Origin of the sequence: Myxococcus virescens, from assembly GCF_900101905.1 — a bacterium.
In the GTDB taxonomy this organism is placed as follows: Bacteria; Myxococcota; Myxococcia; order Myxococcales; family Myxococcaceae; genus Myxococcus; species Myxococcus virescens.
Genome location: NZ_FNAJ01000020.1, coordinates 11507 through 29511, shown reverse-complemented (window position 1 = coordinate 29511; position 18005 = coordinate 11507). Strand labels below are relative to the sequence as shown.

The window sequence follows — 18005 nt, the reverse complement described above, 5'->3', positions numbered from 1 at the left end:
GAAGCGTACGCGAAAAGACATTCATATCCCACAGGCGGACAGGGATTGGGTTACACGCCGATACGCGGGCACACATCCTTCACGATGCAGTCGTCGCATTTCGGCTTCTTTGCGGTGCAGGTGTAACGCCCATGGAGGACGGTGGCGGGGCCGAAGAAGGTCCACTGCTCCTGGGGCACCAGCTTCATCAGGTCTTCCTCAATCGCCTCGGGTTTGTCTTTCTTCGTCAGGCCCAGGCGCTGGCTGACGCGCGCCACGTGGGTGTCGACGATGATGCCGGAGGGGAGATTGAAGGCGGTGTTGAGGACGACGTTGGCCGTCTTCCGCGCCACGCCCGGGAGCGTCACCAGTTCGTCGATGGTGCGGGGGACCTCTCCGCCGAACTTGTCGAGGAGCGCGCGGCTCATGGCCTGCACGGACTTCGTCTTCTGCTTGAAGAAGCCGGTGGGCTTGAGGTCCTCCTCCAGCGCGGCGGTGTCCGCGTCGGCGAAGGCCCGTGGACCCGGGTACTTGGGGAAGACAGTGGCGGTGACGCGGTTGACGCGCTCGTCGGTGCACTGCGCGGCCAGGATGGTGGCGACGAGCAGCTCGAAAGGCGTGGACCAGTTGAGTTCGTAGCGCGCATCCGGATGGGCTTCCCGGAGGCGCTCGAGGAAGAGGGCGGCTTTCTCGGCGGGATTCATGGTGGTGTGAGTGACCACCACCCTACTCGGAGCGTCTGACATGCGCCACGAGCGTTTGGGCGCCGCCCAGCAGCGCCGGGCAAGGCTCGCGAATTGGCGGCAGGAGATTCGGTCTCCTGCCGTATTCGCAAATCTCAGCACGCTCGGCACTTCTCGCGCCCAGGGCGCTTGGAGGTCCTCCGCCCCACGGATACCTGAGACACCGCGGGATGCGACGTCGCGCGCTATTGCTCGACCAACAGGTCGATGAAGCGCCGCACCTTGGCTGGCAGGTGACGCTTGCTCGGGTAGAACGCCATGATCCGGACGACCTCCGTCTCGCATGACGGCAGCAGCGCCTTGAGACGTCCACGCGCCAGGTCTTCGTCGACCAGAAAGCTGGGAAGAAAAGCGATGCCCAGTCCCGCGACAGCCGCGTCCCGGATGGCCTCTCCGCTGTCGAGCCGCAGGCGGCTTCGACCCTCCACCGTCACATAGGAGCCACCCTTCGGGCGCAGTCGCCAGCGCTGTCGTCGCGCGCGGCTGCTGAAGAGCAGGCAATCATGCGTCGCGAGCTCCTCCAATGTCTGGGGTTCGCCGCGCACGGCCAGGTACGAGGGGGCGGCGCAGACGAACACCCGATGTTGCGCCACGAGCCGGGACACCAGTCGTGTATCGGTGCTGGTGACATTGATGCGCACGGCCAGGTCGTAACCCTCCTCGATGATGTCCGCGACGCGATCGGTGAAGCTCACCTCCACCTGCACGTCGGGCCAGGTCTGCAGATACTTCTTCAGCGCGGGAAGGACATGCAGTCTGCCGAATGCGTCGGGCACGGTGATTCGCAAGACGCCCCGGGGCGTGCCCGTGCGATCTCCGACGCTGGCTTCCGCTTCATCCAAAGCCGCCAGGACTTGTTGGCAATGCTCATGGAAGACACGGCCATCGTCGGTGAGACTCAGGTGGCGTGTCGTGCGATTGAGCAGACGCACCCCCAGGCGGGATTCCAGCCGGGCCAGGGCCTTGCCAGCCGCCGAGCGCGTCAGCCCGATGGCCCGGCCACCGCTGACGAAACTGCCCGCATCCACGACGGCAATGAAGGCGAAGATCTCATCCAGATGGGCGCGTTTCATGGCGACCTCTCGATTGTAGCCCTCCCGTCGCTGGAGTGGGGAACGCCGTTCGTCAGTGGGCTCGGTATACGCGTCCGGCAATCGCTCCTTTCCTCAACCTCACCCATGGGAGAGCACCCGTGCCTGTCACCCTGATGAACCCCGAAGGAATGATGAAGCCTGACGTGTACCGACAGGTGGCGGTCGCCACCGGCAGCAGGCAGGTGCACATCGCAGGGCAGGTCGCGTACGACGCGGAGGGGCAGCTCGTCGCACGAGGAGACCTGGCTGGGCAGGTCGCGCAGGCCTACCGCAACGTCGCCATCGCTCTCGCGGCGGCCGGGGCGACGTTCAACGACGTCGTTCGGCTGACGATCTACGTGGTCGACTGGAAGCACGAGCGGATGCCGGACTTCCTGGCCGGCATCGAGCAGGTCTCCAAGGAGTTGAACATCGTGCCGGCGCCAGCCTCGCTGATTGGCGTCGCCGCGCTCTTCGAGCCGGGCGTCCTCGTCGAGATTGAAGCCACGGCGGTCGTGGACTGACCCACGCAGTCCCCCGCCTCGGGCGTCCCACGGTCGATGACGCGGCGGGCGCTCGATGGCGGGACTGCATCCACGACTGGCGGTGCACGACGCGACGGTCAATGGCTCGCGGCCGATGAGGGCGGCCATTGCCCGGGGCGTCGTCGCCTCCGGAGGTCACCCGCCCCGGGGCGCCAGTTGCTGAAGCAGCCGCACTGTCTCCGGCGCCGCCAGTGAGGGCGCATACGCCGTGAGCGCGACCCCGGACACCACGCGGGTGATGTTGTGGTCCACCTTGCCGGGCTGGGACCAGACGGCTCCGGGAGGCGCGGTGATATACGCGGAGAAGGTGTGGTGGCCGGTGCCGGGCCGTTCGCCAATGACGTGGATGAGGCCCCGGTGCCGGGCCGCGTCCTCCAGGCCCGCGTACAGCGCTTCGCCCACGCGGTACCCCGCGCGCACGCGACCGGACGTGAGCACCAGATGCTCTGGAGCAGGCTGGTACCCCGCGGCAATCAGCGCCGCGCGGAGTGTCTCCAGATAGGGCGCGAGCTGTCCCTCGTCCATGATGGCCAGCGCGTTGAGCCCGTCGGACACCATCAACTGCACGTCATACCGTCCCGCATGGCGTGCCCTCATCGCGCGCACCGCCTCCAGGGACGCGGCGTCGAGCTGCTCGCCCGTCTCCGGGTGGAGGATGTACTCCGTCCGGTCTTGCGACTTCGACACCAGCCGCACGCCCTCTGGCACTGCGGTGATGAAGGCGGGCGTCAGCTCCGTCCACAGGCTCTCCTTCGAGTCCGCGTAGACCCGGCGCAACTCCGCGTCCAGCGCGGGCTCCAGGTCCCACGGGTGCGTGCCGTACCCACGCGCCATGGGCACGCCGCGCGCACGAATCGCCGACAGCTGCTGCTCCGCGTCCGCCCGGATGTCCGCCTCCGGCCGGCTGTCGCCCTTCGCGCGCAGGTACTGGAGATAGACCCAGACCGGGTCACCGAAGTGGCGAGTGGGCTTGCCCTCCGCGTCGATGACGCCCAGGCGCTGGAAGAAGGCCCACATCCGGTCATCCACCTTGTAGCCGAACTGCTCGCGGATGCGTACGTGGTCCTGGAACCCGGTGGTGAGGTAGCCCAGCATCGGGTCGTTCTTCGTGGGCAGCGCCATGAGGTACGCCGGATTCGCCGGCATGATGCGCTCGATGCACCAGTCCAGGTCGTCCAGTGACACGTCCATGTGCAGCGTGGAGCAGATGTCCAGGCCAATGGTGAGCCCGTGCAGCTTGCCCATCGCGATGTCTTCCAGGCAGCAGCGCACCAACTGCTCACGGGTGCGGAACACCTCCGGGCCGATGAAGCCCGCGACGTCGTTGAGGTGCACCCATGGCGCCGCGCCCTGCCGCGCCCGGGACACACGTTGGGACAGGGCCCTCGCGAAGCCGTACTTGCGCGACTCGTGGAGGACCATGTCGTAGCCGTGGCCATGGCCGTTGGTGAAGTCCGCGCCCTGGCCTGTCTCGAAGTAGAGCCCGAAAGGCCCGGTACGCTCGTCCGCGTAGGCGAGCATCTTCTCCACGGAGATGTCGAAGGTCGCGTTGGCGCTGTCGCTGCCAGCGATGCTCTGGAACCAGACGCCCGTGGTGCCGGGCTGCCGCCGCTCCACCTCCGCCTGCACGTCGATATGGGACAGCACGCAGTGGGGCAGTACGTCCGTCAGTCCGAAGGTCACCAGCACCTCGAGCAGGGCTGACTCGATGGCGGCCACGGACTCCGGCGTGGAGGACACCGGGTTGCATCCCAGCACCACGTCACCCACCGCGTATGAGAAGCCGTCGAACACCTGCCAGCGGATGTCATCCACGTTGTCGGTGGGCGAGTTGGGCTGGATGCGCGCCCCCATGTAGCCCCGCGCGCCCACCTTGCTGCCTGGTAGCGGGTTGAACACCTTGCTTCCCAGCGCGATGAGCTCCGCGTCACTCATCAGCTTGACGACGCAGCCAATGGCATCGCTGCCCAGCCCGGGGCCGATGGCATGAATGGCCGCCTCGTCGGACTCCAGCAGGAACTTCCTCAGCCGTCCCAACGTCCAGTCCGCCGTCAGCGCCGCCGCCTGCGAGTCCTCGGCCTCCAGGCTCAGTGCGTACAACGCATCCTGGTGCAAAGGGTGTCGCCGCACGTCCGCCAGCCGCGTGTGCCCCAGGAGCCTGCGCGCATTCGCACGCGAGTTCTCATCCGCGGCGGCGACGCCCACGAGCGCGTCGCCCTCCTTGAAGGTGTTGGCCGCGCCCAGCACCTGCTTGTAGAGCGTGTCGTCGAAGCCGCCCCGGAGCCGCTGGACGTAGCCGAAGACGTCCTCGCCCGACTTCACGTCGGGGATGTAGACGCCTTCCGGCGTGGGGGTGGACGTCGGTTTTCTCCGGCAGCCCAGAACGGAGGCGGCCGCGCCTCCCACCATCGCGGTCAGCACTGCGCGTCGGTGCAGCAGGAACCTCGGGTCCAGGTGCATGGTTCTCCCTCGCTCAGGACGTGCATGGCGGAAGGGAACACCCCTCTTCCCGCCGCGCACAAGCAGGGCCCGGGTGCTGCCGCGTGTCGCTGTAGGGCACCCGACGGAGCGCTCAGGCCAGGGTCTGAGAACTTCCGCGAGGTTCGGACAGATGGCGCCCGTGCGGGCTGCGCGCGCATCCCTGGACGGGCGCTGCCGCTGCGCCTAGGGTCCGCGCGCATCCACTTCTCTCCCCCGAGTGAGAACACCATGGTCTCGGACATCTTCAATCCGGCGCGCTGGAAGGCCGTCGAGGGCTTCAAGTTCAAGGACATCACCTTCCACCGCGCGGTGGACCAGGGCACGGTCCGCATCGCGTTCAACCGCCCGGAGGTCCGCAACGCCTTCCGGCCCCGCACCGTGGATGAGCTGTCCCGCGCGCTGGAGGCCACGCGCTTCATGACGGACGTGGGGTGCGTGCTCATCACGGGCAACGGGCCGTCGCCCAAGGATGGCGGCTGGGCCTTCTGCTCCGGTGGTGACCAGCGCATCCGCGGCAAGGACGGCTACCAGTACGAGGGCGAGGAGGGTGAGTCCGACCCCGCGCGCCTGGGCCGCCTCCACATCCTGGAGGTCCAGCGGCAGATTCGCTTCCTGCCCAAGGCCGTCATCGCCGTGGTTCCGGGCTGGGCCGTGGGCGGCGGGCACAGCCTCCACGTCGTCTGTGACATGACCATCGCCAGCAAGGAGCACGCGGTGTTCAAGCAGACGGACGCGGACGTGGCGTCGTTCGACGCCGGCTACGGTTCGGCGCTGCTGGCGCGGCAGATTGGTCAGAAGCGGGCGCGGGAGATCTTCTTCGTGGGCGCCAACTACTCGGCGGAGGAGGCCTTCCAGATGGGCATGGTCAACGCCGTGGTGCCCCATGCGCAGCTGGAGGAGTTCGCGCTGGAGTGGGCGGCGGAGATCAACACGAAGAGCCCCACGGCCATCAAGATGTTGAAGTACGCGTTCAACCTGCCCGACGACGGACTGGTGGGCCAGCAGCTCTTCGCAGGCGAGGCCACGCGCCTGGCCTACGGCACCGACGAGGCGCAGGAAGGCCGCGACGCCTTCGTCCAGAAGCGCAAGCGCGACTTCAAGCGCTTCCCCTGGTCGTACTGAAACCGCGGACGCCGAGGCGGCGCGGACGCCCTGGGAATACCCATCCAGGGTGATGGTCGGTGGAAGGGGCCTCGTGTTCTAGGCCTCTTCCATGCCGAAGACGAACCTCTCCGCGTCCCTCCTCATCGTGCTCGCGAGCCTGGCAATGGGCTGCTCCAGCAGTGCCACGGGCGCAGTCAACCGCCGCGAAGCCTCCACGCCCGCCACGACGTGTCTCGACACCATCTCGTGTTGCCTCCAGCGTCATCCGGCGCAACCTGAGTTGTGCGGTCTCTCGGCCTCGGAAGCCGTCGTGTACCTGGCGGAAATCCAGGCCGTGGCGAAGGAGCGCGAGGCGAGCCGGGACGACGGCGCGAAGGCGGGATGGAAGCGGCGCTGCGTGGACACCCATGCCCGGTGCAAGGACGCGGGGCGGGGACGGTGGGCGGGAGACTGCTACGCCTGTTTCGTCCGCTGCGAGCGCGAGCGGGAATGGCCCTACGACCGCTGCCACCGGCGATAGCGCCGTCACGCCGGCATCAGGCGCCGCCCACGATGTCCAGGATGACGGCGTAGTGCACGCCCGCCGCGGCCACGACGAGCAGGTGGAAGATTTCGTGGTAGCCGAAGACGGTGGGAATCGGGTCGGGCCAGCGGCGCGCATAGATGACCGCGCCCACGGCGTAGAGCACCCCGCCCAGCACGAGCCACGCGACGCGCCCGGAGCCAATCACCTCGGGGAGCCGCAGCATCACCGGCGTGGCCACGGCGCCCAGGGCGACGTAGAGCGCGGAGCGCAGCCCTCGCGAGGTGTGCACGCCCAGGAGCGTGAGGCTCGCGCCCGTCAGCGCGGCGATCCACATCAACCAGAGCAGGTACAGGCTGGTGTCACCCGTGGTGTCCAGCGTGGCCATGGGCGTGAATGAGCCCGCGATGAGGATGTAGATGGCCGCGTGGTCGAAGCGCTGGATGCGCCGGTACGCGTCCATGCCCCAGGTGAAGCGGTGGTAGGTGGCGCTCACGCCGAACATCAGCACCAGGCTGCCACCGAACACGAGGTCGGCCAGGTACTGGGGGCCGCGCACTGGCATCAGCGCCAGTTGGATGCACCCGAGCAGCGCCGCCACGAAGGCCACGGCGTGGGAGACACCTCGGAGCCGGGGCTTGACGCTCTCGATGAGGAGCAGGGTGTCGGTGCCATCTGGAGACGCCATGACCTGCTCGTAATCATCGCAGGTCACCCTCGCGTCAGCGCGCGGGACATCCCGTCCAGCTTCTGACGCCCGGAGCGCCCGAGCGTCCAGCGGAATACGGCCGCGGGTGCGAACCGGAAGACACCACCGCCGGTTCGCAGCCAGGCAGACGCCCCGCGTCAGAACGCCGGCTTCATCACCACGGACTCCGCCGAGCGCGTCACCGGGCCATGGAACACGGCCTCGATGTTGTTCCCATCCGGGTCCAGGACGAACGCGCCGTAATAGCCGGGGTGGTAGTTGCGCTCACCCGGCGCCCCGTTGTCCCGGCCGCCCGCGGCGAGCGCCGCTGCGTGGAACCGGTGGACGGTCTCCCGGTCCTTCGCCTGGAAGGCCAGATGGACGCCGCGCTCGGAGCGGGGCGTCCCGGGGGCCACCCGGTCGACGAACAGCTCGTCGGCGGAGAAGTGGTGGGGACTCTCGCTGAAGAAGGGCACGCCCAACACGTCCAGCACCGCGCGATAGAATCGCTTGCTGGCATCGAGGTCCTGGACGCGCAGATGGACGTGATCGAACAGCCGGCCCTTGTGGAACTCCATGTGGCTCCTTCACGGTGATATGGCGCACGGACGTCGAGCGGTGCGCGGGGAGGCGCGAGGCTGACATGAAACCTCACATGCTGACCTTCTTTTGCGAGTTGGAGGCGGAGCCACTGCGTGAGCTATTCGCCACTCCTGGCGTCGTGGAGGACCTGGCGGCGCTGGAGGCCGGGGTGAGCCTGGGCCTGCTCGACCTGGGGCCGGAGCGGGCCCAGGTGGTCCAGCGGCTGAACCGGATGGGGATTCCCGTCACGGCGTGGCTGCTGCTGCCCACCGATGAAGGCTACTGGTTTCATGCGGGCAACGTGGCGCAGGCCACGGCGCGCTACGAGGCCTTCCAGGCATGGACGGCCGAGCACCACCTGGCGTGGGAGGGCGTGGGGCTGGACATCGAGCCGGACATCCGCGAGCTGCGGCGGTGGATGGAAGGCGGGTGGCGGCAGTTGGGCGAAATCCTGCCCAGGCTCGTGCAGGGGCGCCGCGTCCGGGACGCGAGGGCAGGGTACGCGCGGCTGATGGAGCGCATCCGCGCGGACGGCTACCGGGTGGATGCCTACCAGTTCCCCATCATCGTGGACGAGCGGGAGTCGCGCTCCACGCTGGTGCAGCGGCTGGCGGGGGTGCTCGATCTGCCGGCGGACCGTGAGGTCCTCATGCTCTACACCAGCTTCCTGCGGCCCCATGGCCCCTCCGTGCTCTGGAGCTACGGGCCCGGAAGTCAGTCCCTGGCGGTGGGCATCACCGGCGGGGGCGTGGAGCTGCCCGGCGCCTTCGCCGCGAAGCCCCTGGATTGGACGGAGTTCTCGCGCGACCTGCGTCTGGCGGTGCGCTGGACGCATGACCTCCACGTCTTCAGCCTGGAGGGCTGCGTCCAACAGGGCTTCCTGAACCGGCTCCGCACCTTCGACTGGGATGCGCCCGTCACCCCGCCAGCGACCGCGGCGCGCCGGGTGGACGCCGTGCGGCGCGCGGCCCGGCTACTGCTCCGCACGAGCGCCTGGGTCCTTCGCTGAGGGACGGACGGGCGGACAGCGCGGTAGCCGCCGTGCGTCATCGCCGTGTCGTGGAGTATCGCGATTGACGCTCGGGGAGGGCGGGGGTGTCATGCGCCCCGGCCACCTCTACCCGTCGCCCGGTGTCCCTGCCGGGCTGGGAGCCTCATGTCCTCCTTACGCATGACGTCCAAGCTGCTTGGCGCGCTGCTGCTGTCCGCGAGCACGCTTCACGCGGCACCCTCCTGGGCCGCCGCGCCCGCCTCCACGCCCGTCGCCGTGCCCAACGGGAACTTCGAGATTGCGGGCGGCTCCGGCTCGCTCCCCGCCTTCTGGAAGTCCCGAGGGCAGGGGAAGGCATCCGGCAGCGCCGCGGCGAAGGTGGAGGGCGCTCGGGGCCTGGCCATCGAGAACCCGGTGGGCGGCGCCGAGACCACGGTGGAGTCCGAGGCGATGAAGCTCCAGGTGGGCCAGCTCTATCGGCTCAGCGCCTGGGTGCGCACGCGCGGCGTCCAGACGGACCCGCAGGCGCGCTACCCCACGGCGCACGGCGCCTGCCTGTCGATGAAGAGCTTCCCCTTCACCAACTGCTCACCCGCGCCCGCAGCGGAAGCGGGAGGCCGCGCGTCGGTGCTCTTCTTCGCCACCCAGTCCTCGGACCGGGTGCAGCTCCACCTGGGCCGCAACGGCAAGGCCACGGGCACCGCCTGGTTCGACGACGTCCGCATCGAGAAGGTGGACGACATCACCGCCTACATTCCGCTGGAGTCGGTGCGCTGGGCCGGCAAGGGCTTCCGCTATGACGAGGGCGGGTGGATCTACGTCCACATCGAGGGCGAGCCCTACGAGCGGGGCCACCAGTTCGGCCAGTTGGTGCCGCAGGAAATCGTCCGCTACATGGAGAAGCTCGGCATCGAGAAGGACAAGACGGACGCCTCCAAGGGGTGGAACCACCAGCGGCTGCTCGCGGACGCGCTCTTCCTGCGCAAGTACGACGCGGAGTTCCTGGAGGAGATGAAGGGCATCGCGGACGGCGCCAACAAGGCGGGCGCGAAGTTCAAGGACCGCGAGCTGGACCTGCTGGACATCGTCACGCTCAACTCCGCCGTGGACGCGGGGCAGCTCGCCGAGGCGAACCGGGCCACGGGCACGCCGCTCACCGGCCGCACCTTCCTCAAGGCGGAGGAGGACGCGGAGCGGGCGGGGAAGGGGGACCACTGCTCCTCCTTCGTGGCCACCAGGTCCGCCACCCCGGATGGCCGCGCCATCATGGGACAGATTTTCATGTGGGGCGGCTACACGGGCGTGCACTGGGACGTGGTGCTGGACGTGAAGCCCACCAAGGGCCACCGCTTCGTGATGCAGACCTTCCCGGGTGGCATCCACAGCGGCTCGGACTGGTACGTCAATGCCGCCGGCATCGTCATTGGCGAGACGACGGTGGGTCAGTCGCCGTTCGACATGAATGGCACGCCCCAGAGCAACCGCATCCGCAAGGCCGCGCAGTACGCGTCGTCCATCGACGACGTCGCCCGCATCATGAAGGACGGCAACAACGGCCTCTATACCAACGACTGGACGTTGGCGGACACGAAGACGGACGAGGGCGCGTGCCTGCTGCTGGGGACGAAGAAGACGCGCCTGTGGCGCACCGGCGGCAAGGGGCAGGCCGGGGACACGCCGGGCAATCTCAAGGACTTCATCTGGGCCAACAACAACAACCGGGATTTGGAGGTGCGCAAGGAGTACGTGCCCAACCCGGACAACGCTCCGGTGGATCTGTCCTTCAACACCTGGAACCGCGACATCGCCTTCTGGGAGTACTACGCGAAGTACGGCAAGAAGGGCTTCGACCTGGACACCGCCATCCGGATGATGGCCTCCAGCCCCATCAACCGGCCCCACGCGTGTGATGGCAAGGTCACCACGTCGGAGATGGCCCAGAAGCTGATGTTCCTGGCCCACTACGGCAAGACGACGCTGCGCGAGAAGATGGTGGGCGGCCGGTGGATTCCCGATCTGCCCGGCGCCACGCCGCACCTGTCGCTGGGCTACACGGCCTTCAGCCCCGTCTTCGTCGCGGAGAAGCTGGGGGCCGCGCGCAAGGGGTGGACGCCTCCCGCGGAGCCGGCCGCCCTCAAGCGCGACGTGTCGAAGGTGAAGGACGCGTTCGTCTTCGGCAGGCCCCTGCTGTGGGCCAACACCGTGTTCCCCGCGACGGACGGAGAGAACTGGCTGGTCAGCGGCACCGCCGCGTATTGGAAGCTGCTCAAGGACCTGCCGGCGGACGGAGACACGTCCGACAAGGCCTTCGAGTACCAGCGCAACGCACTGGCAGACCTCAACGCGCGCTACCTCTTCACCACCTCGCGCGAGGCGGACGTGGTGCCGGCCTCCGCGAAGACGGACTACGGCCGCTACGGCACCTACATGCTGCCGCGCATCAAGGGCACCTTCCTGCTGCACCAGCTCCGGTTGCTGCTGGGCAACGCCCACTTCTCCAAGGCGATGAACGCCCTGCATGGCCGCTACGCCAACAAGAACGTCACCACCGCGGACTTCAAGCGCGCGGTGCTGGAGGCCACCGGCAGGGACGTGGGCCTCTTCGTGTCGCAGTGGGTGGAGCAGACCGGACTGCCGCAGCCGCGCATCCGAGCCAGCGCCGCGCAGGTGAAGGACGGCTACGAGGTGACGCTGAAGGTGGAGCAGCCCGGCTCGCGCCCCTGGCACTTCGTTGCGATGGTGGAGGTGCGCACCGCGAAGGGCGCCACGCTGGAGCGCGTGGAGGTGAAGGGCCTCAACGAGACGTTCACCTTCCGCACGGCGGAGCCGCCCGTCCGCGTGGTGTTCAACGCCGGCAATGACATCCCGGTGCCGCGCGAGCACCACCAGACGCTGTCGAACCAGCTCGACGCCTGGGAGAAGCTGCTCCTGGTGCACGGCACGGCGCGCCAGACGGAGTCCATGCGCACGCTGGCGCTGGGCTACCGGGAGGTGCTGGCGGACGCGTTCGTGGAGTACCTGATGCCCATCAAGCCGGACGCCGAGGTGACGGACGCGGAGCTGGCGGACCGGGACTTGGTCCTCTTCGGCGGCGCGGAGGACAACGCGCTGCTGGCGCGGCTGGCGGCCGAGAAGAAGCTCCCCGTGGAGCTGGGGCGGCGCTACTTCCGCTGGCAGGGCAAGACGTACGGCCGCCCGGATGATGGCCTGGCCGTCGCGCTGCCGAACCCGTGGAATCCGAAGCGGTCGATGTACCTGTTCGTGTCCAACAGTGGACTTCAGCTCTGGCACATGACGCGCGCCTACCAGCGCGGCCTGCCGGGCTGGGCCCTGTACCGGGGCGCCGAGGTGAGCGCCAAGGGCTTCCACGACGTGGACGCACTGGCCCAGGACGTCGCGGTGACGCCCGTCGCCCCGCCCGCCGCGCCAGCGCCCACGCCCACGCCTGTACCGGCGCCGGTGCTGGGCCAGCCGCAGCGTTAGCGCACGCTGCGAGGGGCCCCACCGCGCGAAAGGTGCGGGTGGGGCCCGCTCCATGGAATAGGGGACGGGCCCGGGTGTTTTTCCTGCCTGCCCGGAGGGACGACGACCCTCCGCGTCTGGCAGCATTCGCCGCCCCTCACTTCCTCACGGAGCCGCATTGAGCCCCCTGAAGACCTTCTCCCGCCGTGCCTGGGCCCGCAGCGCCTTGGGCACCCTGCTCCTCACCGGTTGTGCCACCACGCAGCAGCCGGCCCCCTCCGATGACGCGCCTCCTCCGGCCGTGCCCGCCGCCCAGGCCGCTTCTGCGGAAGCCGTCCGTTCGCTGGGCGTGGAGCTGAAGCACCTGGACCGCGATGTCCGGCCGCAGGACGACTTCTACGCCTTCGTCAACGGCAACTGGCTGAAGACGACGTCCATCCCCGCGGACCGCGCGCGCTACGGTACCTTCATCGAGCTGGCGGACAAGGCCGAGCTGGCCATGCGCGCCATCATCGAGGAGTCCGCCGCGGCGAAGGAGCGCCACCCCGGCTCCACCGCACAGAAGGTGGGGGACCTCTACAACAGCTTCATGGACACCCAGCACATCGAGTCGCTGGGCCTGAAGCCGGTGAGCGACGAGCTGGCGCGCGTGAAGGCCGTGAAGCGCGCGGACGCGCTGCCGGAGCTGTTCGCGTCGCTGCTGCGTGAAGGCGTGCCGGTGCCGTTCGGCATCTTCGTGGGCCAGGACCAGAAGCAGGCCACGCGTTACATCGTCTACGCCACGCAGCTGGGCCTGGGCCTGCCGGACCGGGACTACTACACCAAGCAGGAGCCGCGCTTCGTCGAGGTCCGCGCCGCGTACGTGGCCTACATCGAGAAGCTGCTCACGCTGGCCGGTGAGAAGAACGCGAAGAAGGCCGCCCAGGACGTGATGGCGTTCGAGACGGCGCTGGCCGCGAAGCAGTGGGACCGGGCACGCAACCGCGATCGGGAGAAGACGTACAACCCCAAGACGGTCGCGGAGCTGGACGCGCTGACGCCGGGCTTCTCCTGGGGCCGCTTCCTCACGGCGTCCGGTGCGGAGGCCACGCCCTCCGTCATCGTCCGCCAGCCGGACTACCTGGAGGCCCTGGGCGGGCTGCTGAAGTCCACGCCGCTGCCGGTCATCAAGCAGTACCTGGCGCTGAAGGTGCTGGACACCCGCGCGCCGCTGCTCAGCAGTGCCTTCGAGCAGGCGCACTTCGAGTTCCGCGGCAAGACGCTCCAGGGACTGGAGGAGAACCGGCCGCGTTGGAAGCGCGGCGTGGCCCAGGTGAACGAGGTCGTCGGCGAGGCCGTGGGCCAGCTCTACGTGGAGCGCCACTTCAGCCCCGACTCCAAGAAGCGCATGCAGGAGCTGGTGGCCAACCTGCGCGAAGCCTTCCGCAAGGGCATCGACGGACTGGACTGGATGAGCCCCGCCACCAAGGCGCAGGCCCAGGCCAAGCTGGAGAAGTTCGGCGTGAAGATTGGCTACCCGGACAAGTGGCGGGATTACTCGTCGTTGGACATCGTCGCCGGTGATTTGGTGGGCAACGTCCGCCGGGGCGAGCTGTTCGATCACCAGCGCGCGGTGGGCAAGCTGGGCAAGCCCATCGACCGCGAGGAGTGGGGCATGACGCCGCAGACGGTGAATGCCTACTACAGCTCCACGATGAACGAGATTGTCTTCCCGGCCGCCATCCTCCAGCCGCCGTTCTTCAATCCGGAGGCGGACGACGCGACGAACTACGGCGCCATCGGCGGCGTCATCGGCCACGAGTTCAGCCACGGCTTCGACGACCAGGGCAGCCGCTCCGACGGCGACGGCAACCTGCGTGACTGGTGGACGCCCGAGGACAAGTCGGGCTTCGAGCAGCGCACCAACATGCTGGTGAATCAGTACAACGGCTTCAGCCCGCTGGAGGCCATGAACGTCAACGGCAAGCTCACGCTGGGCGAGAACATCGGCGACCTGAGCGGCCTCACCGTGGCGTACCAGGCCTACAAGCTGTCCACCCAGGGCAAGACGCCGCCCGTCATCGACGGCTTCTCCGGCGACCAGCGTTTCTTCCTGGGCTGGGGGCAGATCTGGCGCGGCCTGTACCGGGACGATGCCATGCGGCAGATGCTGCTGACCGACACCCACTCGCCGCCGCGGTACCGCGTCAACGGCGTGGTGCGGAACATGCCGGAGTTCTACGAGGCCTTCGGCGTGAAGGAGGGGGACGCCACCTGGCTGCCGCCCGAGCAGCGCGTCAAGATCTGGTAGCCCCGCGGTACGGTCCGGTGGACAGCGGCCACGGGCTGTCTAGGCTGGAGGCGTGAACGCTCTCGCCGTCCGGCTCGTCTGTGGCCTGCTGTTCTCCGTGTTGGTGTTGGGGGCCATCGTGAAGCCCCCTGACAACTTCAGTCAGGGGCTGGGAATGCTGCTCCCTGCCACCATGCTGTTGGGCGTGGCCCTCAAGGGGCCGCGGCGCTCCATCATCCCGAAGCGCCGCGCCTCCGCCACGGCGGCTCCCAAGGACGGGGAGCCGCCTCGGCCCTGAACGTCAAGGGCGGGTGGCTCCCGTTCAGGCCTTCTTCGCCGCCGACGGCTTGTTGATGTTGGCGAAGAAGTCGTTGCCCTTGTCGTCCACGACGATGAAGGCCGGGAAGTCCACCACTTCAATCTTCCAGACGGCTTCCATGCCCAGCTCGGCGTACTCGAGCACCTCCACCTTGGTGATGCAGTCCTTGGCCAGCCGAGCCGCCGGGCCGCCGATGGAGCCCAGATAGAAGCCACCGTGCTTCTTGCAGGCCTCGGTGACGGCGGGGGAGCGGTTGCCCTTGGCCAGCATCACGAAGCTGCCGCCCGCGGCCTGGAACTGGTCCACATACGCGTCCATGCGGCCGGCCGTCGTCGGGCCGAAGGAGCCCGAGGCATAGCCTTCCGGCGTCTTCGCCGGGCCCGCGTAGTAGACCATGTAGTCCTTGAGGTACTGGGGCATGCCGTTGCCGGCGTCCAGCACCTCCTTGATTTTCGCGTGGGCGATGTCGCGCGCCACCACCAGGGGGCCGCTGAGCGACAGGCGCGTCTTGATGGGGTAGCGCGACAGCTCCGCGCGAATCTCGCTCATGGGGCGGTTGAGGTCGATCTTCACCACCTCGCCGCCCAGCTCCCCGTCCGTCGTCTCCGGCAGGTACTTCGCCGGGTCGGCCTCCAACTGCTCCAGGAAGATGCCGTCCCGGGTGATCTTCCCCAGGATCTGCCGGTCCGCCGAGCACGACACCGCGATGGCCACCGGGCAGGACGCGCCGTGGCGGGGCAGGCGGATGACGCGCACGTCGTGGCAGAAGTACTTGCCGCCGAACTGCGCGCCAATGCCGGTGCGCTGCGTGAGCTTGAGGATCTCCTGCTCCAGCGCCACGTCGCGGAAGCCGCGGCCCAGCTTGTTGCCCTCGGTGGGGAGCGAATCCAGGTAGCGCGCGGAGGCGTACTTGGCCGTCTTCAGCGCGTATTCGGCGGAGGTGCCGCCAATGACGATGGCCAGGTGGTACGGCGGACAGGCCGCGGTGCCCAGCGAGCGGATCTTCGCGTCCACGAAGTTCAGGAGGCTCTGCGGGTTGAGCAGCGCCTTCGTCTCCTGGAACAGGTAGCTCTTGTTGGCGGAGCCGCCGCCCTTCGCCATGAAGAGGAACTTGTAGGCGTCACCGTCCGTCGCGTAGAGCTCGATCTGCGCGGGCAGGTTGTTGCCGGTGTTGACCTCCTTGTACATGTCCAGCGGCGCCATCTGCGAGTAGCGCAGGTTCGACGTCTGGTATGTCTCGAACACGCCGCGGGAGATGGCCTCCTCGTCATTGCCGCCGGTGATGACGTACTGGCCCTTCTTGCCCATGACGATGGCGGTGCCCGTGTCCTGGCAGGAGGGCAGCACGCCGCCGGCCGCGATGTTGGCGTTCTTCAGCAGCTCCAGCGCCACGAAGCGGTCGTTGGACGACGCCTCGGGGTCCTCGAGGATGTGGGAGAGCTGCTTCAGGTGCCCGGGGCGCAGCAGGTGCGCGATGTCGCGCATGGCCTCGCGGGTGAGCAGGGTGAGCGCCTCGGGCGCGACCTGGAGGAAGGTGCGTCCGCCGGCTTCGAAGGTGGAGACGTGGTCCTTGGAGAGCAGCCGGTATGGCGTCTCGTCCTTGCCCAGCGGCAGCATGTCCTGGAACTGGAAGTCGGTCATACCCGTAGGCGTAGCGCTGATGCGGCCCTCGTGGGTAGCTGGAACTCGTGGCGCGAGAAAACCTCCCAGCATGGGAGCTACAAGTCCCTTCACTCCAGATACAGCCTGATACATGGACAGAGGAGGGATGGTGGGCGAGGGTCGGCTGGTCGTCAGCTTGGGTGGCGGACAACTCGCGGAGCCGCCAGGTTGTGCGATGCTGTGAGCCCCCGTGGCCGCCATCTCCGTTCAAGTTCCCCTTCTGGTTTTCATGGCCCTGCTCGCCACCTCCGCGGGCGCGGCGGAGCCGTCCGCCGTGGAGCAGCGGGCGCGCGAGGACCTGGACCGTCAGCTCCAGGAGATGGTGAAGACGCCGCCGCCGGAGATCGTCATCTCCTTCGAGGGCCTGCCCGGAGCGGGCACGTCGCGCGGCTACAAGCTGGTGGAGGCGGACTTCCTCGTCAACGGCCAGCCCCTGGCCATCCCCGGCCTGGACAAGCTCAACGGCCCCGGGCTGCACCGGCTCGCGGTGCTCACGGTGGAGGAGGGCTCCTACACGCTCGTCTCGCACGTCACCTACGCCAACGAGTCCTGGAACCTCTTCAGCGAGGAGAGCGGCTTCCTCTGGAAGCTGACGGCGTCGGTGACGGTGCAGGTGCAGCGCGGACTGCGGGCGCGGGTGCGGGTGCTGCCCGCCATCAACCCCACCGCGCCGGACCCCCGGCTGAAGCTGAAGCTGTCTCATGACGTGAAGGCGGAGATGACGGCCGCCATGGCGGACGTGGCCATTCCCGACGTGCCGGATGCGGGTGCGCCCGTGGCCGGGGTGGCGCAGGCTCCCGCGAAGCCGACCCCGCCCCCCGTGACGACCCCCATCTCGCCGACGCCGCCCGTCGCCGCGCCCGTGAAGACGGTGGAGGCGCCCGAGCAAGGGCCGGTGGCGCCCGCGAAGCTGCTGCTGAAGGTGCTCGCGGGGAAGCGGCCCGCCGCGGCCACCGTGTACGTGAAGTCCGCCACCGGGGCGCCGCAGCGGGTGATGGTGGACCGCAAGGCGCGCAAGCCGGTGGAGGTCATGCTGCCGCCCGGAGAGTACCGGCTGGACGTCCTGTCCCAGGGCTACCTGGCGCAGACGCGAAAGGTGACGCTCTCCCGGGAGGCGGTGCCTACGGTGTCCTTCGCCCTGGTGAAGGCACCGGTGTCGAAGTCCCAGAAGGTCCGCCTGAAGAAGGAGGTCGTGGAGCTGCCGCGCATGCCGCGCTTCGCGGAGAAGCAGGCCGCGCCACGCAAGGGAACGACCGCGGGACTGGCCCTGCTGATGGACATGTTCGTGCGGGACGAGAAGCTCCGGCTTCGCATTGAAGGGCACACCGACAACCGCGAACGCCCCGCGGCGGCTGCCCGCAAGGCGCTGTCCGAAGCCCGCGCCGCAGCCGTGGCCAAGGCCCTGGTCGACGCGGGACTGGACGCGTCGCGCATCGAAACGGTGGGCCTGGGTGACACCCGGCCCAAGGCGCCGAACCTGCTGCCTCGCGGGCGCGAGCTGAACCGCCGCGTGGAGTTCGTGCTGCTGCGCAAGGAGTAGGGGGCTGAATAGCGCCGCGGTGCATGCGTCTGTCCTCATGAACA

14 protein-coding genes are annotated in these 18005 nt (G+C 68.5%); 8 read left to right on the top strand and 6 right to left on the bottom strand.

From position 1 onward, the window contains the following. Positions 1–50: 50 nt before the first annotated feature. Both nth and BLU09_RS33435 read right to left on the bottom strand, forming a co-directional pair. Complete coding sequence (nth, locus tag BLU09_RS33440; RefSeq protein ID WP_090494987.1) at positions 51–683, bottom strand: endonuclease III; 633 nt, start codon at positions 681–683, stop codon at positions 51–53. Positions 684–907: 224 nt separating this feature from the next. Beyond that, positions 908–1876: a LysR family transcriptional regulator gene (locus BLU09_RS33435; protein WP_244172256.1), complete on the bottom strand. Its 969-nt coding sequence runs from the start codon at positions 1874–1876 to the stop codon at positions 908–910. A gap of 38 nt (positions 1877–1914) precedes the next feature. Between BLU09_RS33435 and BLU09_RS33430 the strand changes: the two genes are divergently transcribed. Then, the gene (locus BLU09_RS33430; RefSeq protein WP_090494818.1) at positions 1915–2319 is read left to right on the top strand and encodes a RidA family protein; all 405 of its coding nucleotides are present in this window, start codon (positions 1915–1917) and stop codon (positions 2317–2319) included. A 156-nt stretch (positions 2320–2475) separates the two neighbouring features. Here BLU09_RS33430 and eutB read toward each other — a convergent pair whose 3' ends face one another. Further along, positions 2476–4800 (bottom strand): ethanolamine ammonia-lyase subunit EutB, encoded by a 2325-nt coding sequence (gene eutB, locus BLU09_RS33425; protein ID WP_090494815.1) that lies wholly within the window; start codon positions 4798–4800, stop codon positions 2476–2478. Between the two features lie 249 nt (positions 4801–5049). Here eutB and BLU09_RS33420 point away from each other — a divergent pair, with 249 nt between their 5' ends. After that, positions 5050–5943 (top strand): 1,4-dihydroxy-2-naphthoyl-CoA synthase, encoded by an 894-nt coding sequence (locus BLU09_RS33420; protein ID WP_090494813.1) that lies wholly within the window; start codon positions 5050–5052, stop codon positions 5941–5943. A 91-nt stretch (positions 5944–6034) separates the two neighbouring features. Continuing rightward, positions 6035–6445 (top strand): hypothetical protein, encoded by a 411-nt coding sequence (locus tag BLU09_RS33415; protein WP_090494811.1) that lies wholly within the window; start codon positions 6035–6037, stop codon positions 6443–6445. Between the two features lie 16 nt (positions 6446–6461). On the opposite strand, the gene trhA is transcribed toward BLU09_RS33415, so the two are convergent. Both trhA and BLU09_RS33405 read right to left on the bottom strand, forming a co-directional pair. Continuing rightward, positions 6462–7232, bottom strand: coding sequence for a PAQR family membrane homeostasis protein TrhA (gene trhA, locus BLU09_RS33410; protein ID WP_090494809.1), 771 nt, complete (start codon positions 7230–7232; stop codon positions 6462–6464). A 62-nt stretch (positions 7233–7294) separates the two neighbouring features. Then, on the bottom strand, positions 7295–7714 hold the full coding sequence (locus BLU09_RS33405) for a VOC family protein (protein WP_090494807.1): 420 nt from the start codon (positions 7712–7714) through the stop codon (positions 7295–7297). Positions 7715–7728: 14 nt separating this feature from the next. Between BLU09_RS33405 and BLU09_RS33400 the strand changes: the two genes are divergently transcribed. The 4 genes from BLU09_RS33400 (at position 7729) to BLU09_RS33385 (ending at position 14738) form a co-directional block, all read left to right on the top strand. Further along, entirely contained in the window at positions 7729–8727 is a 999-nt protein-coding gene (locus BLU09_RS33400; protein ID WP_090494805.1) for a hypothetical protein, read from the top strand. Between the two features lie 147 nt (positions 8728–8874). Then, positions 8875–12192 (top strand): C45 family autoproteolytic acyltransferase/hydrolase, encoded by a 3318-nt coding sequence (locus tag BLU09_RS33395; protein WP_090494802.1) that lies wholly within the window; start codon positions 8875–8877, stop codon positions 12190–12192. Positions 12193–12349: 157 nt separating this feature from the next. After that, positions 12350–14461, top strand: coding sequence for a M13 family metallopeptidase (locus BLU09_RS33390; protein ID WP_090494799.1), 2112 nt, complete (start codon positions 12350–12352; stop codon positions 14459–14461). A gap of 52 nt (positions 14462–14513) precedes the next feature. Beyond that, positions 14514–14738, top strand: coding sequence for a hypothetical protein (locus tag BLU09_RS33385; protein ID WP_090494796.1), 225 nt, complete (start codon positions 14514–14516; stop codon positions 14736–14738). A 24-nt stretch (positions 14739–14762) separates the two neighbouring features. On the opposite strand, the gene BLU09_RS33380 is transcribed toward BLU09_RS33385, so the two are convergent. Next, complete coding sequence (locus tag BLU09_RS33380; protein WP_167371214.1) at positions 14763–16400, bottom strand: fumarate hydratase; 1638 nt, start codon at positions 16398–16400, stop codon at positions 14763–14765. 250 nt (positions 16401–16650) lie between these two features. On the opposite strand from BLU09_RS33380, the gene BLU09_RS33375 reads away from it, so the two are divergent. Then, the gene (locus BLU09_RS33375; RefSeq protein WP_244172254.1) at positions 16651–17961 is read left to right on the top strand and encodes an OmpA family protein; all 1311 of its coding nucleotides are present in this window, start codon (positions 16651–16653) and stop codon (positions 17959–17961) included. Positions 17962–18005 lie beyond the last annotated feature (44 nt).